Origin of the sequence: Pseudomonas sp. EL_65y_Pfl1_R83 (assembly GCF_963970695.1) — a bacterium.
GTDB lineage: Bacteria > Pseudomonadota > Gammaproteobacteria > Pseudomonadales > Pseudomonadaceae > Aquipseudomonas > Aquipseudomonas tritici.
The window spans coordinates 35,119-49,618 of the sequence record NZ_CAXAQI010000016.1; the positions used below are offsets into that span (position 1 = coordinate 35,119).

General features: G+C 58.1%; 20 protein-coding genes. 9 read left to right on the forward strand and 11 right to left on the reverse strand.

All coding sequences use genetic code 11. The features are described from left to right. Nucleotides 1-309: 309 nt before the first annotated feature. Nucleotides 310-624, forward strand: coding sequence for a hypothetical protein (locus tag AACY08_RS21110; protein ID WP_015884935.1), 315 nt, complete (start codon nucleotides 310-312; stop codon nucleotides 622-624). A gap of 290 nt (nucleotides 625-914) precedes the next feature. Continuing rightward, nucleotides 915-1,127, forward strand: coding sequence for a cold-shock protein (locus AACY08_RS21115; protein ID WP_003234260.1), 213 nt, complete (start codon nucleotides 915-917; stop codon nucleotides 1,125-1,127). A gap of 73 nt (nucleotides 1,128-1,200) precedes the next feature. On the opposite strand, the gene AACY08_RS21120 is transcribed toward AACY08_RS21115, so the two are convergent. Together AACY08_RS21120 and AACY08_RS21125 are read right to left on the reverse strand one after the other, a co-directional pair. Further along, nucleotides 1,201-1,521, reverse strand: a complete 321-nt coding sequence (locus tag AACY08_RS21120) for an I78 family peptidase inhibitor (protein ID WP_339420637.1) — start codon at nucleotides 1,519-1,521, stop codon at nucleotides 1,201-1,203. 144 nt (nucleotides 1,522-1,665) lie between these two features. Further along, nucleotides 1,666-1,974, reverse strand: coding sequence for a hypothetical protein (locus tag AACY08_RS21125; RefSeq protein ID WP_339471272.1), 309 nt, complete (start codon nucleotides 1,972-1,974; stop codon nucleotides 1,666-1,668). Between the two features lie 171 nt (nucleotides 1,975-2,145). Between AACY08_RS21125 and AACY08_RS21130 the strand changes: the two genes are divergently transcribed. After that, nucleotides 2,146-2,358, forward strand: a complete 213-nt coding sequence (locus AACY08_RS21130; RefSeq protein WP_339420635.1) for a hypothetical protein — start codon at nucleotides 2,146-2,148, stop codon at nucleotides 2,356-2,358. Nucleotides 2,359-2,391: 33 nt separating this feature from the next. On the opposite strand, the gene AACY08_RS21135 is transcribed toward AACY08_RS21130, so the two are convergent. From AACY08_RS21135 to AACY08_RS21165, 7 genes are read right to left on the reverse strand one after another with little or no spacing between them, the layout of a single operon-like run. Further along, complete coding sequence (locus tag AACY08_RS21135; RefSeq protein ID WP_339471273.1) at nucleotides 2,392-3,420, reverse strand: nucleoside hydrolase; 1,029 nt, start codon at nucleotides 3,418-3,420, stop codon at nucleotides 2,392-2,394. Nucleotides 3,421-3,445: 25 nt separating this feature from the next. Beyond that, on the reverse strand, nucleotides 3,446-3,850 hold the full coding sequence (gene rbsD, locus AACY08_RS21140) for a D-ribose pyranase (RefSeq protein WP_314566768.1): 405 nt from the start codon (nucleotides 3,848-3,850) through the stop codon (nucleotides 3,446-3,448). Next, on the reverse strand, nucleotides 3,847-4,764 hold the full coding sequence (rbsK, locus tag AACY08_RS21145) for a ribokinase (protein WP_339471274.1): 918 nt from the start codon (nucleotides 4,762-4,764) through the stop codon (nucleotides 3,847-3,849). Before rbsK ends, rbsD begins: the two co-directional genes overlap by 4 nt. Nucleotides 4,765-4,787: 23 nt before the next feature. After that, a complete protein-coding gene (locus AACY08_RS21150) occupies nucleotides 4,788-5,810 on the reverse strand; it encodes a LacI family DNA-binding transcriptional regulator (RefSeq protein WP_339471275.1) in 1,023 nt (340 codons plus the stop codon). A 3-nt stretch (nucleotides 5,811-5,813) separates the two neighbouring features. Next, entirely contained in the window at nucleotides 5,814-6,791 is a 978-nt protein-coding gene (locus tag AACY08_RS21155) for an ABC transporter permease (protein ID WP_339420631.1), read from the reverse strand. After that, nucleotides 6,788-8,341 carry a sugar ABC transporter ATP-binding protein gene (locus AACY08_RS21160; protein ID WP_339471276.1) on the reverse strand — a complete coding sequence of 518 codons (1,554 nt, stop codon included), beginning with the start codon at nucleotides 8,339-8,341 and terminating at the stop codon, nucleotides 6,788-6,790. The genes AACY08_RS21155 and AACY08_RS21160 overlap by 4 nt, the downstream gene beginning before the upstream one ends. A 57-nt stretch (nucleotides 8,342-8,398) precedes the next feature. Beyond that, nucleotides 8,399-9,358, reverse strand: coding sequence for a sugar ABC transporter substrate-binding protein (locus tag AACY08_RS21165; protein WP_049712409.1), 960 nt, complete (start codon nucleotides 9,356-9,358; stop codon nucleotides 8,399-8,401). Nucleotides 9,359-9,920: 562 nt separating this feature from the next. On the opposite strand from AACY08_RS21165, the gene AACY08_RS21170 reads away from it, so the two are divergent. From AACY08_RS21170 to AACY08_RS21180, 3 genes are all read left to right on the forward strand, one after another. Next, entirely contained in the window at nucleotides 9,921-11,009 is a 1,089-nt protein-coding gene (locus AACY08_RS21170; RefSeq protein ID WP_339420628.1) for an asparaginase, read from the forward strand. 189 nt (nucleotides 11,010-11,198) lie between these two features. Then, on the forward strand, nucleotides 11,199-11,450 hold the full coding sequence (locus tag AACY08_RS21175; RefSeq protein ID WP_082224448.1) for a DUF1654 domain-containing protein: 252 nt from the start codon (nucleotides 11,199-11,201) through the stop codon (nucleotides 11,448-11,450). Between the two features lie 4 nt (nucleotides 11,451-11,454). Next, nucleotides 11,455-12,144: an endonuclease I family protein gene (locus AACY08_RS21180; RefSeq protein WP_339471277.1), complete on the forward strand. Its 690-nt coding sequence runs from the start codon at nucleotides 11,455-11,457 to the stop codon at nucleotides 12,142-12,144. Nucleotides 12,145-12,175: 31 nt separating this feature from the next. Here the strand turns inward: AACY08_RS21180 and AACY08_RS21185 are convergent, their stop codons facing one another. Beyond that, on the reverse strand, nucleotides 12,176-12,541 hold the full coding sequence (locus AACY08_RS21185; RefSeq protein WP_339471357.1) for an SPOR domain-containing protein: 366 nt from the start codon (nucleotides 12,539-12,541) through the stop codon (nucleotides 12,176-12,178). A 263-nt stretch (nucleotides 12,542-12,804) separates the two neighbouring features. Here AACY08_RS21185 and csrA point away from each other — a divergent pair, with 263 nt between their 5' ends. The 3 genes from csrA (at nucleotide 12,805) to AACY08_RS30610 (ending at nucleotide 13,845) form a co-directional block, all read left to right on the forward strand. Then, the gene (gene csrA / locus AACY08_RS21190) at nucleotides 12,805-12,999 is read left to right on the forward strand and encodes a carbon storage regulator CsrA (protein ID WP_003192511.1); all 195 of its coding nucleotides are present in this window, start codon (nucleotides 12,805-12,807) and stop codon (nucleotides 12,997-12,999) included. Nucleotides 13,000-13,252: 253 nt separating this feature from the next. After that, nucleotides 13,253-13,450: a hypothetical protein gene (locus AACY08_RS21195; RefSeq protein WP_445262037.1), complete on the forward strand. Its 198-nt coding sequence runs from the start codon at nucleotides 13,253-13,255 to the stop codon at nucleotides 13,448-13,450. Nucleotides 13,451-13,545: 95 nt separating this feature from the next. Beyond that, on the forward strand, nucleotides 13,546-13,845 hold the full coding sequence (locus tag AACY08_RS30610) for a hypothetical protein (protein WP_445261406.1): 300 nt from the start codon (nucleotides 13,546-13,548) through the stop codon (nucleotides 13,843-13,845). Here the strand turns inward: AACY08_RS30610 and AACY08_RS21200 are convergent. Next, nucleotides 13,754-14,431, reverse strand: coding sequence for an HAD family hydrolase (locus AACY08_RS21200; RefSeq protein ID WP_339420623.1), 678 nt, complete (start codon nucleotides 14,429-14,431; stop codon nucleotides 13,754-13,756). The genes AACY08_RS30610 and AACY08_RS21200 overlap by 92 nt on opposite strands. Between the last annotated feature and the right edge of the window lie 69 nt (nucleotides 14,432-14,500).

Sequence of the window (14,500 nt, forward strand, 5' to 3'; positions counted from 1 at the left end):
GTACAAGATCCAACACCAGGCCGTTCAGTGATGAACGCCTGCCTTACAGCGGCAGGAGCCTTTCGGCCAACCGATAATCAGACCAGAGTGACTGGAGTGAGCTAAAAAGAACATGGCAAGGCGGCAAATGGCGCGCCTGGAAATAGCCAGGCTGCGGATGCTAGCACAGATGAACGGTCATCGCGCCGCCGCCATCTCGCGTAAACAAAAATTCCGGCCTTTATAGCTGCAAAAGTGAACTTGAGCTGTACGCAACGCCTCAAACCCACTGAGAATCGCCGTTCGTCCTCGACCCAAAGGAGCATCCTCATGATGCGTTTCACCTCTACCCTCGCTCTCGCCGCTTCCCTGACCCTCCTTTCTCTCGGCGCACAGGCAGCTGCCCCGTCGAACTGGCCAGCCGGTGCTCGCGACAGCTTCGTCAGCGATTGCAGCGCAGCTGCGAGCCAGAATGTGGATGCCAAAACTGCCAAAGCACATTGCGAATGTGGCGCAGACAAGATCAACGCCGAATTGAGCACTGCGGAGATCAAGGAACTCATGACCAACCAGAACGCCAGCCCGGAGCTTAAAAACAAGGCAGTCGCGGCTATTTCGTCCTGCAAAGTCGTGAAGAAAAAGTAAGATTCTTGGCCGCTCACATGCCTGTTTCGCCGGAAAAATGGCCCGAAAACTGCCGCTTCTCACAAATTACGCAGCTTTTACGGCTTTTTTTACGAGCTGATATTTCGAGCTAAAGCCCCGTAAATCGGGGCTTTCAGCCGACCAAAGAATCAAACGCAACGCGATTGATTAGCAAACAATGCCTTGGGGGGGCTCCCAAGCCGAACATTTCGACTATGATAGCCCTGTGTGCCCAGTTGGCCTGAGCAGCACAGCACTACTGACAAATATATGTTTCTTGGAGATACACCATGTCTAATCGCCAAACCGGCACCGTTAAATGGTTCAACGATGAAAAAGGCTTCGGCTTCATCACTCCTCAAGGTGGCGGTGACGACCTGTTCGTACACTTCAAAGCTATCGAAAGCGACGGTTTCAAAAGCCTGAAAGAAGGCCAAACCGTTTCCTTCGTGGCCGAGAAAGGCCAAAAGGGTATGCAAGCGGCACAAGTTCGCGGCGAGTAATTCTCCGCTGAGCTAAAAAAACCCCGTCCATGTGACGGGGTTTTTTATGGGCGCTGCAAAAGCCAGGAGAGGCTTAGCCGCAATTGACCCGTGTGATCACCAGGTTGTCGTCGGTGCTCAGGTTCAAGCGGTCGGAGCGGTATTCGAGGGTAATCATGTCGTTCGGCTTGAGGATTCGTGCGTTCTGCGCACCGGCTCGCGTACGCGCCTGGTCCAGCAACTGGGGCGAAGCTTTCTGGCCTATGGTGAATTCGGCGGCCTTCGACTCACAGCGGCTGTAACCGGCACCGGCCGCGGCGGCGTCTTTGGCTGGCTCAGAGGCACCCGGGGTGCTGCAACCCGCCAACGCGAGTGCTGCCAACAAAGTACCGAATGATGCGAGCTTCCAAGGCATGAAGCCTCCTATGATAAAAAATGGACAGAGATCGTGCGACAGCGATTGGGCGGATTGGTTTCAAGACGTAAATCGCCGCAGGGCAAGTCTGCCTGACTCTCGACAGGCATTCGCCCGGTCAATCGTGACCAGATATGAATGAAATCAGTAGATGTCGATGTAGGCGAATTCTGGGTGTGGCCAGTTCTGTTTCAACGCGTTGAAAATCTGCGTCACCCAGACCTCGTCGCTGGCGGCCACATTGCCTACGTATCCGGAGCCTTTGGCCCAGGTCTCCAGGCGAAACAGCAGCCCGTCGATATCCACACCGCCTACAGCGCGGCCTGAAGAGATAAAGGCGATTCCGGCTTTGGTCACCCGTAACTGGGTATGTTCGTCGTCGCTGGCACTGGCGAGCAGTTGGCGCACATTCGCCAGGGTCAGGTTCTCGGGGTTGTTCAGGTCGATCTGCACGTGGTGTTCCCCGGCAATTAAACAGGCCGACAGTGTCGCACAGCGCCGACGTCATTCCGAGCCACCTCATGCCTAAGTATCAGTGCCAAACGCAACGTAAAATGGTTAACTGCCCCGGTAAGAACCGCGCTCCAGCGCACTACACAGCACTTTTAGCCCCGCGAGATAGTCATGACCACCGTAACGCTCCAAGCCGACATCAAAGCCAAGTGGCCCCAGGGACAGAGCTCCTACAGCCCCGGAAGCCCGGAGGAATTGGCCATCATCGGTATCGACCTGCTGGTCAAGGAATTGGGCACACGGGCGGCGCAGGCGTTCATCGGCCAGGTATTCGAGAAATACCCGGCCGACCACATGGGGGCACACAACCCCGAGCTCGAATAAGAACCGGCCGACGAACGCCGACCAGTCAACACATTACTTCAGGCGCGCGAGACGCTCGGTCAACAAATCGAAAAAGCCCTGCGCATCACCGTTCTCAACCCAGAACACGTTCTTTTCGTGTTTCAGGCCGTCGTACCAATCGACAATGGTCTGGCCGAAGGTCGGGCCTTCTCGGCTGTCCACCACCACATTGGCCTGACGACCGCTGAACAGCGAAGGCTTGAGCAGGTAAGCAATGACGGTAGCGTCATGCACCGGGCCGCCCGGAATGCCGTAATGCTCCATGTCGCCCTTGACGTACTCATTGAGAATGTCGCCGACAACCTTGCTCGCGTTATTATTGATGTCGGCAATCTTTTTCAGGCGCGCCTCGCTGGTCAGTACCTTGTGAGTCACGTCCAGCGGCAGGTAGGTCAGCTTGACGCCACTTTTGAGCACAATCTCGGCCGCGACCGGGTCAGCGAACAGGTTGAACTCCGCCACCGGGGTGATATTGCCGCCATTGAAGTGCGCGCCACCCATCACCACCACTTCCTTGATGCCTTGGGTGATTTCCGGCGCCTGGGTCAGTGCCAGCGCCAGGTTGGTCTGCGGGCCGAGCATGGCGATAGTAATGCTGTGAGGCTTGGCAGTGCTCAGGGTCTTGATCAGGTAATCAACGGCATTGCCGTCAGCCAGGCCTTTTTTAGGTTCATGCACAGTGACGCCGGAAATACCTTCCTTGCCATGAATATTCTCAGCGTAGATCGGCGTGCGCAGCAGCGGCGCTGGCGCACCGGCGTAGACCGGGATTTCCTCGCGCCCTGCCCACTCGCGGGCCAGGCGTGCGTTGCGGGAGGTCTTGTCCAGGCGCACGTTACCGGCGACGGTGGTCAGCGCACGAATGTTCAGTTCCTCCGGCGAAGCCATGGCGAAGAGCAATGCCACCACATCATCGGCGCCTGGGTCGGTGTCGATGATCAGGTCGATTTTTTCCGCCGCGTGGGCGCTCGCTGCTGTGAGTGCGGACAAAAGCAGGACACTCCGGAACAGGTTTTTCAGGGTTGGGAGACCACGTTGCATAAAACACTCCTTGTCGTTGGGAACTCTAGAAGGTTACGCCGGACACCAGCGCGATATTGCAGTAAGGCTGGCATTCGCCGGTGCGCACCACGGCGCGCGCCTTGCGGCTGAGCAGCTTGAATTCTTCATGGCTGGCCAGGCGCCGCTCACCGAGGGCTGCCTGCTCTGTGAGCGTATTGAGGTCGGCCAGCGCCGGCGGCTGCTTGAGCAGGATTTCTTCGGCCAGCACATGGCTTTCCACCTGCATTTCGCTGAGCACGATACGCAAAGTGCTGATGAAGTCCGGGATGCCCTGGGTCAACGCCAGGTCAATCAACTCGACGCCCGGCGGCACCGGCAGGCCGGCATCGCCAATCACCAGGATGTCGCCATGCCCCAGGGAGGCGATCACACGCGACAGTGCGATATTCAGCAGAGGTGTCTTTTTCATGAGGGCACAAAACCTTGTACGTCGTGCAGCGTTGGAATAGAGGGTTGCGCACCGGCGCGGGTGACCGACAACGCCGCCGCGACCTGACCAAAACGAATCGCCTCGGCCTCGCTTTTGCCATCGGCCAACGCCGAGGCAAAACCACCGACAAAGGTATCGCCTGCCGCCGTGGTATCCACAGCCTTAACCTTCGGCGCCAGCAGATGCTCAAAGCCCTGGCCGTCGGCAAACAGCGCGCCCTGAGAGCCCAGCGTGATGATGACCTTGCCGGCGCCCGCCTGAATCAGCTGGGTCGCCGCCACCTTGGCGCTCTCAATGGAGTCGACCATCACACCGCTCAGAGCGGTCGCTTCGCTTTCATTGGGGATCAGGTAGTCAATCGAGGCGTACCACTCAGCCGGCAATGGACCGCTGGCCGGGGCCGGGTTGAGGATCACCGTCTTGCCCAATTCACGCCCGCGCTTGAGGGTGTAGCCCACAGTGTCCATCGGCACTTCCAGCTGGCAAACGATCACGTCGGCCGCCTGCAGCACCGCGTCGAACGCCTGCAACGAGGCCGGCGTGAGTTCGCCGTTACTGCCCGCGACAATCACAATCGCGTTCTGGCTGCTGTCATCCACTACGATCAACGCCACGCCACTGGAGCCGTCCACGCTGCTGACAGCCTGGCAGTCGATGCCTTCCACCAACAGCGCGTCACGCAACTGGGCGCCATAGGCATCGGTACCGACACAACCTATCATCGAAACATCGGCGCCCAGTCGCGCCGACGCTACAGCCTGGTTCGCGCCCTTTCCGCCAGGCACCGTGGAAAACGTTTGGCCGATGAGTGTTTCACCGGCACGCGGCAACCGGCTGGCGCGGGTGACCAGGTCCATGTTCAAACTGCCCACTACCACTACTTTTGCTGGCATACATCAGTACTCATCAATTCGGTTCAGCGGTATTGCGCGAACGTACCGGCGACGGGCGCCGTCGACTCACGCAATACGATGCTCGGCGTCACGATGCGTTGATCGATCGGCAGTTGGGGGGTTGCAATTCTTCGCAGTAAAAGCTCGGCCGCTGTTTCGCCCAGTTGCACGATCGATTGCCCGACCGTGGTCAGCGCCGGATAGACGTAGCGGCCCATTTGAATGTCATCGAAACCGATCACCGACAGCTCACCCGGCACGCGGATATTACGCTCTGCCGCTGCGCGCAACACGCCGAAACCGATCATGTCGTTGCTGGCAAAAATAGCGCTGGGCGGATTTTGCGCCAGTAATTGCACGGCAGCGGCATAACCGCCAGTGCTGGTGAAATCACTTTCCTGGGTGCGATTGGCCCCCACCGCCACGCCCGCCTCACTCAACGCGCGGTGATAACCCGCCAGACGCATCTGCGCGACGCGGGTATGGGCCGGGCCGCCAATGCAGGCGATATCGCGGTGGCCCTGGTCGAGCAAGTGCCGGGTCGCCAGGTAGGCGCCCTCCTCGTGATCGATACGCACCAGGTCCACGTCAATGCCATCCAGCGCGCGGTCGACGATCACCATGGGCGTACGCACCGCACTCAAGCCTGCGGCAAGGCCACTGTCGTCGCCACCCACCGAGGTCACGATCAAGCCATCGATACGCTTCTCCAGCAATACGCGCAGATAGCTGCGCTGCTTTTCAGCGTTGTCGTCGGAGTTGCAGAGGATCACGCAATAGCCATTACGCTCGCAGTAATCCTCGATGCCCCGGGCCAGCTCCGCAAAATATGGGTTAAGGCTATTGGGCACCAGCAAACCGATAGTGGCCGTGGTCTTGGCTTTGAGTGAACGCGCAACAGCGCTGGGCACATAGTCGAGTTGCTTGATCGCCGCCTCGACCTTGATGCGTACCGGCTCGCTGACAGGGCGAGTCTTATTCACCACATGGGACACCGTGGTGTAGGAAATACCTGCAAGCGCGGCCACATCCTTGATCGTTGCCATGGTTCAGCCTCGCCGACTGGCGCGCTGGCTGCGGTAGGTATCCAGAACCACGGCAATCACGATCACGGCACCGGTGATGATGCGCTTAGTGGGTTCCGTGGCACCGATCTGTGCAAGGCCAGCGGCCAATACCGAAATAATCAACACACCAAAAAAAGTACTGATCACCGAACCACGCCCGCCCATCAGGCTGGTACCACCGATGACCACCGCAGCGATCACTTGCAGCTCCAGGCCGGAACCCGCGTTCGGGTCCGCCGCTTCAAGGCGCGAGATCTGGAACAACGCCGCCACACCGGCCAGCAGGCCCATGAGGCTGAACACCAGGATCTTGTAAGGCTTGGGATTGATCCCAGCCAGGCGCACGGCTTCTTCGTTGGTGCCGATACCGATCAGATAGCGACCAAACACAGTACGCGTCAGTACAAGCTGCGCGGCGATGATCACCAGCAAGGCAATGATGAACGACGGTGAGATACCGAAGAAAATCGGGTTGGACAGCCAGGCAAACGAATCACCGATGTAAGCCGTGCGCGATCCGGTCATCTGGTACGCCACACCACGGGCCATTTCCAGCACGCCGAGGGACACGATAAATGAAGGAATGCGCCAGGCCACGGTGATCGAGCCGGTGATGGTGCCGGCCAATGCCGCGCAGCCCATACCCAGCACAGCGGCCGGCAATACACTCCAGCCCCAACTGAGAATGGCCACGCTGACGGCCGAGGCCGCCAGTGCCAGCACCGAGCCCACTGACAGGTCGATGCCGCCGATGATCAGGATGAAGGTCATGCCCACCGCCAGAACCATCAGGTCCGGAATCTGGTTGGCCAGGGTGCTGAAGGTGGCGTAGGACAGGAAGTGGTCGCTGAGCACCGAAAACAGCGCAATCATCGCCAGCAAAGCGCCCGCCAGGCCCAGGTAAGTGCCCAGGCCGTAGAAGTTACCGCCGGCTTTACCGGGTGAAGTGGTGGTTTTCATGGGGTATCCCTAAGCACTGCGTCGTTGAGCAGCGCATCATGTTTTTGATAGCCGGCAAAGGCGGCGGCGAGCAATTCGTCCTGAGTCCAGCTGTCGCGCTCGAAGGTGTCGATCAGGCGCCCAGCGGACAACACACCGATACGATCACAGATCAGCATGAGTTCACGCAGATCGCTGGACACCACCACCAGCGCTTTGCCCTGGCGGGTCAATTCGCCGAGCAAGGCATAGATGTCGAATTTGGCACCGACGTCGATACCGCGAGTAGGCTCATCGAACAGCATCACCGAGCAATCGCGCTCCAGCCAGCGGCCAATCACCACTTTTTGCTGGTTACCGCCAGACAGCTCGGACACCAACTGCGCCGGGCTGGAACTGCGAATGCGCATGGCATCGATCTGGCGCTTGGCCAGTGCGGTTTCGTTGCGGCTGTTGACCAAACCGCCTCCAGAAATTTCCGGCATGTTGCCCAGGGCAATGTTGGCGCTGATGGACTGGGTCAGCAGCAGGCCTTCGCCCTTGCGGTCCTCGGTGATCAAAGCAATGCCATGGCCCACCGCGTCTACCGGCGAGCGGATGCTCACCACTTGAGCCGGCGAACCGAGTGCAACAGTGCCGCTGTCGGCCAGGTCGGCGCCGAAGATCAGGCGTAACAATTCAGTACGACCGGCACCGATCAGGCCGGAAATGCCGTAAATCTCACCTGCGCGCACTTCAAAGGACACGTCGCGGACTTTGTCCGAGCGGGTCAAGCCTTTTACCGTCAGGGCCGGGCCACCGATGGTACGTGGGCCCAGGTCAATGTGTTCGCCCAGTTCACGACCGACCATCAAAGTGACCAGTTGTTCGCTGTTGTAATTGGCCATCGGCTCGACACACACCAACTTGCCATCGCGCAACACTGCAATGCGCTGAGCAACACGGGCCAGCTCTTCCAGCCGGTGTGAAATGTAAATGATCGCCACGCCCCGGGCCTGCAGACGAGTGATTTGTTCAAACAGCATCTCGACTTCACGGGCGGTAAGCATCGCCGTGGGCTCGTCGAGGATCAATACGTGGCAATCGCCGATCAGGTTGCGGGCGATCTCGACCATTTGCTGATGGCCAATGCCCAGGGTGCCGACCAAGGTATCCGGGTCGATGGCGTCCAGGCCGACCTGGGCCATGGCCTCAATCGCAGCCTTGCGCAGTTGCTTGCGGCTGATCCAGCCACAGTGGCTGGGCAGGTTATCCAGAAACAGGTTTTCGGCCACGGTCAACGTGGGCAGCAGGTTGAGTTCCTGCATAACCATGCGCACGCCCAACTGTTCGGCCTGGGTGCGGCTGGCTGGACGGTAGTCCTTGCCATTGAACTGCATGCGCCCGGTGGTGGGTGTGACCAGCCCGCCGATGATCTTCGACAAGGTACTTTTGCCTGCGCCGTTCTCACCAGTCAGCGCCAGCACTTCACCACGATTGAGCGTCAGGGTGATGTCGGACAGAACCGGTTGGGCATAGGTCTTGCCGATACCGCTGACCGAGAGGACAGCGTTCGGGGCGGAAGATGACATAGGAAAATCTCCAGGCGCCCGCTCAGGACGAGCGGACGCTGTTGGGTGCTGCCAGGATTACTTCTTGAGGACGAGTTCGACCGGGGTTTCGATCACGCCGTCTTTGGAATCGACTTTCTCGCCCTTGACCAGCTTGAGCGCGTTCTGAATACCGAACACGGCTTGCTGGGCAGCGGCCTGATCGGCGGTCGCCAGCACACGGCCGTCCTGCAGCATCGGCTTGATAGCCTCAATGTTGTCGTAGCCTACGACCAGCACCTTGCCGGCCTTGCCTGCCGCACGCACAGCGGAGACCGCGCCCAGGGCCATGTTGTCGTTACCGGCCAACAGGGCCTTGAGGTCCGGGTACTCGCTCAGCATGGCGGAAGCCACTTTGCGGCCTTCGTCAATTTCCCAGTTACCGGATTGCGTAGAGACGATCTTCAGGCCGGCAGCGTCCATCGCATCCTTGAAGCCAGCTGTGCGCTGCTGGGCGTTGGTTGTGGTCGGGACGCCTTCGATAATGCCGACCTTGTCACCCGAGGCCAGTTGCTTGGCCAGGTAATCGCCCACCAGCTTAGCGCCTTTGCGGTTATCCGGGCCTACGAAAGGGATATCGAGGTTTTTGCTTTTCAGCACAGCCGGATCCAGGCGGTTGTCGATGTTGACGATCTTGATCCCGGCTTTAGAGGCATCCTCCAGCACTTTCACCAGCGCCTTGGAGTCAGCTGGCGCGATAACGATGGCATTGACCTTGGACAGGATCATCTGCTTCACGATATCGATCTGCGCGCTGGTATCGGTTTCGTTCTTGATCCCGTTGGTGATCATGTCGAAATCGGCGGCGTGATCTTTCTGATAAGCCTTGGCACCGTCTTGCATGGTGACGAAGAATTCATTGGCGAGGGATTTCATGACCAGGCCGACCTTAGGTTTGGCGGCGGCGTCATCAGCAAATGCAGAGGAAAGAGGCAAAGCGGCGGATGCGGCAGCAAGCACAGCGACAGCAAGAAGACGTCCAGCGAATGGCAGCTTCATGGGTTCACTCCGATCTTATGATTATTGTGAGCAACGCTTGCACCGAAGAGTGCTTCGGCAGCCTTCCCACCCGGGCGGCTGATACGAGCTGTCACGACACTTCAGGCGTGTTACGTGAAACATCTCGCAAACGTTTGCGTTATTCAAACTATGAGAACCTTGTCGAGATTTGTCAACGGTTGAAAGCAGCCTTTCATTCAAGCCATACAGCACCTCGCTCGCGCCTGACAAAGGATGTGATTAAACACCGCCCTCCCCGGCCGCTCTCTAAAACGACAGGCCGTGCCGCGCCACGCCTACAAACTCGAAGGACCGACCGCCAACTTTTTTCGGACAACCGAACGCAATACAGCCCGATGTTCGGAAAGCCGGACGCCCACTCGGTCTAACAGGCCACGAAAAGAATATAAATTCTTACAAATCAATAAGTTATTTTACGTCCGCGCGCACAATCGGCCTGGTACAGATCCTGCTCTACTCAACCACCTCGTGGCATTCAGAACCGCCCGGGTGTTCTAGATGAACCTGCTACAGCACTCATCAAAAACCAGAGAGAAAAATAATGAAATCTGCACTGAAGACTTTTGTTCCGGGCGCGTTGGCCCTCCTGCTGCTGTTCCCCGTTGCCGCCCAGGCAAAGGACGTTGAAACCAAGACCAAACTGTCCAACGTGGTGATCCTCGCCACCGGCGGCACTATTGCCGGTGCTGGCGCCTCCGCCGCCAACAGCGCCACCTACCAGGCCGCCAAGGTCGGCATTGAGCAATTGATCGCCGGTGTTCCTGAGCTTAGCCAGATCGCCAACGTACGCGGCGAGCAAGTGATGCAAATTGCGTCCGAAAGCATCAACAATGAAAACCTGCTGCAACTGGGTCGTCGCGTCGCCGAACTGGCTGACAGCAAGGACGTGGACGGCATCGTGATCACTCACGGTACCGACACTCTGGAAGAAACCGCCTACTTCCTGAACCTGGTAGAAAAGACCGACAAGCCCATCGTGGTGGTCGGCTCCATGCGTCCTGGCACCGCGATGTCGGCAGACGGCATGCTCAACCTGTACAACGCCGTGGCCGTGGCCAGCAGCAAAGAGGCACGCGGTAAAGGCGTGCTGGTTACCATGAACGACGAGATCCAGTCGGGCCGCGACGTCAGCAAGATGATCAATATCAAGACCGAAGCGTTCAAGAGCCCATGGGGCCCACTGGGCATGGTGGTTGAAGGCAAATCCTACTGGTTCCGCTTGCCAGCCAAGCGTCACACCATGGACTCGGAGTTTGATATCAAAAACATCAAGAGCCTGCCCGATGTCGAGATCGCCTATGGCTATGGCAACGTGAGCGACACCGCCTACAAGGCCCTGGCTCAAGCGGGCGCCAAAGCCATCATCCACGCCGGTACCGGCAACGGCTCGGTATCGTCCAAAGTCGTACCTGCACTGGTGGAGCTGCGCAAGCAAGGCGTGCAGATCATTCGTTCTTCCCACGTCAATGCCGGCGGCATGGTTTTGCGTAATGCCGAACAGCCTGATGACAAGTACGACTGGGTCGCGGCGCTCGACCTGAACCCGCAGAAAGCGCGCATCCTGGCGATGGTCGCCCTGACCAAGACTCAGGACAGCAAAGAGCTGCAACGGATGTTCTGGGAGTATTGATTCCCGGTGATACCTCGGCAGGAGCGGCTTGCCCGCCCCTGCCTCCTCGCAAACCCTTCGATAAAAACACCTTCGCCCTACACCAAATTACCTGAATTGCTGTCAGACGGACTTCTTGAAGTTTAAGCAGTTGCGAAATCGCCTACAGTTAAATACTGTATGTGCGTACAGCAAACTAAGGAATACTCCGTGGCAAAGTCCTCTCCCGCAGTGCCAACCCCACCTGGTGCCTACGAACGCCTGGCCATTCGTGTGCAAAAGATCATCAATTCGACCAACGCCCAGAAAGCCAAGGCGGCTTTGATTTTCCGTTTGCCGGAAGAGCCGGAGGATGAGTGGGCGCGCTTGCTGGAGGAAATCGCGGAGAACGACAACGTCACCCTCGCCTATCGGGACGATGGCGGTGTGCAGATTTTCTGGGTTGTGCCGAAGGAAGATTGATTCAATGAGTGTCCGTTTTATCGCTGTGTGTTGCCTGTTTTTCGCCGTTACCGCCCACGCCCAAGCGCCCCGAACCTTCAGCGAAGCCAAGAAAGTCGCGTGGAAACTGTACGCCCCACAATCCACCGAGTTTTATTGCGGGTGCAAATACACCGGCAACCGCGTGGACCTGAAAGCCTGTGGCTACATCCCACGCAAAAACGCCAACCGTGCCGCGCGCATCGAGTGGGAGCACATCGTTCCGGCCTGGCAGATCGGGCATCAGCGCCAGTGCTGGCAGAACGGCGGGCGCAAGAACTGCACGCGCCATGATGACGCGTTCAAACGCGCCGAAGCCGACCTGCACAACCTGGTGCCGAGCATAGGCGAGGTCAATGGTGACCGTAATAACTTCAGTTTTGGCTGGCTGCCGGTGCAAAGCGGGCAGTACGGCTCATGCCTGACCCAGGTGGACTTCAAGGCGAAGAAGGTGATGCCACGCCCTTCCATTCGGGGAATGATCGCTCGCACGTATTTCTACATGAGCAAGCGATACGGCTTGCGCCTGTCGAAACAGGATCGCCAGTTATACGAAGCCTGGAACAAGACCTACCCGGTGCAGGCCTGGGAACGTCAGCGCAACCAGACCGTGGCGTGCGTGATGGGACGCGGCAATGAGTTTGTCGGCCCGGTGAACCTTAAAGCCTGCGGTTGAAGAAGGGCGGAAACCCCGCCCATCCAAGTCGTTACTGCGCAGCCTTGTGTTCAATGATTTCTGAAACAGTATCGGTTTTCTTGGCACGGGCCATTTTCTCGTTGAGCAGCGTCTGCTTGGCTTCGGCTTCGGCCTTGGTTGCAAACGGCCCCAGCAGTACGTCGTCCTTGCCGTCTACCTTCACGATGTAAAAATTGAAACCATGTTCCAGCAACCAGGCCGTGAGGTCGGTAATCGCCTGCAACTTGTGGTCCGGCGGGCCAACCCGCACGTCCCATTCCTGGGCGGCAATCGCGCCGGTCTGGGGCTGGCTTTCGGTCACGACAGGCTTGGCCTTTGGCGCATCGACGCTTTTGCCTTCACCGCAACCGGCCAGTGCCAACACCGCAATTGCCATCGCTACTTTACGCACTGCCCTGCTCCTTTAAAGATAAAGAGGCGACTTTATCATTCGCTGTCTATTCTGGCCGTCATAAACGTTGGATTAAACAATGCGAATGATGTATCGCAGACCTGTATGATGCCGCCATGGGAATTAATGTCGCCTCTATGCGTCCTAAAAAGAGGCAGTCACAGGGAAGCGCTAAGCAGTACGCTACACACATCCGACACCTGCCCTGTCTGAAACATGTGTCCTTAAAAGTAATCAAGGAGAAGTCCATGCTTATACTCACCCGCAAAGTTGGTGAAAGCATAAACATCGGTGATGACATCACGATCACCATTCTGGGCGTCAGCGGCCAGCAAGTACGAATCGGCATCAACGCCCCCAAGGATGTTGCCGTGCATCGCGAGGAGATCTACCAGCGCATCCAGGCCGGCCTGACTGCTCCGGACAAAAACCAAACGCCTTGAAGTGCCTTCAGTAGCCAGCCCTTTCGTTCACTGTAACGGCTGGCGAAAACTCCTTGGAACTGCTTTTGTCTTTATTGCGTGAGTGACGTCGCCAATGTGTTCATCTTCGTGGACAAGATGAAACTGTCTTCACGCTTGGAACTTGCTCTTTCATTCAAGGCCGAATCTCCTGACTGACTCTAGCCATTCGTGTGCATTCAGGAGCACGTCAATGAGGCCTACGACCCCCCCCCCATTTGCCTACAGATCTTGGTTGATCGCCCTATTGATAGGGTTGATCTTCGTCGGGCTGACCTATGGCTTGAGGTACGCAATCGAAGGCACTGGCTCCACCGCCCCTCACTCGTGGCTGGACCTGGCGCTGCTGCTCGGCGGCTACCTGTTCCTGTTTTGCCTCAAACCCATCCAGCGGGCCGTGCAACGTCGGTTGTGCCGACAAATGACACGCTGATACCGCATTCGTCGCTATGAGATCGCCGGTGTTTACAGCGCTCCAACTCGACCTATGCTTGGGCGTGCATGATCAGTAAAAGGGGCTGAGGCAAGATGGATACCCTGAGTAAATCGAAAATCGAGTCCGCGCTGGCAGCCCGCCTGCCCAGCTATCAAGTGACTTGCACATTGCATGCGGACGGAACGCTTTCGGCAGTGCTCAGCGGCCCGGAAACCGACCACTTTGCAATTACCGGGATCGTACCGATCCAGCCATTGCCGAACAAGGCCGAGGCCGTTAACGGGCTCGGCCTTTTTTGTGTCAGGCAGCACCGCTCTGCACATACAACAAGCCGTCTGCGTCGCACTGCACCTTCAACGGTTCATACCCGTCAATCGAAGGATGCTCGGTGACCATAGGCGTATGATGTGTCGACGTCACGACCATCACATCCGCCCCTGCTGCCTCTGCCGCCCGGATGCCTACCGCCGCGTCTTCAAACACCAGACAATCCTGCACCGGCACACCCAGGCGTTGCGCGCCCAGCACGTAACACGCGGGGTTCGGCTTGCCGACGGCAACATCTTCAGCGGTCACCAGCACCGCCGGCGGCGCAATACCTGCCGCTTGCAGCCGACGCAACGCCAGTTCCCTGGGTGCGGAAGTGACCAGCGCCCACTGATCACCCGGCAGGCTATTCAAAAACGTGACCGCGCCGGGGATCGCAACAACACCGTCCACATCATTGATTTCAGCCTCGGTAATCCATTGTGCCTCCACCTCAGGATCGACGCCGGGCAATGCCTGGCCTGTGATGGTATCGATCGCACGAGCACCGTGAATGGTCTTCAAAAACGCTGCCACATCCAGGCCATGGCGTTCAGCCCAGATGCTCCACACCCGTTCGGCAGCGGCAATGGAATTGAGCAACGTCCCATCCATATCAAATAGAAAGGCACGGTAACGGCGGTTGAATACAGCTGAACCTTGGATGGACACTGCTTGGTTTCCTCATCGGCTTTAACAAATATCGGCCCGATGCAATCTACGGATCACCTCGGCACTTGT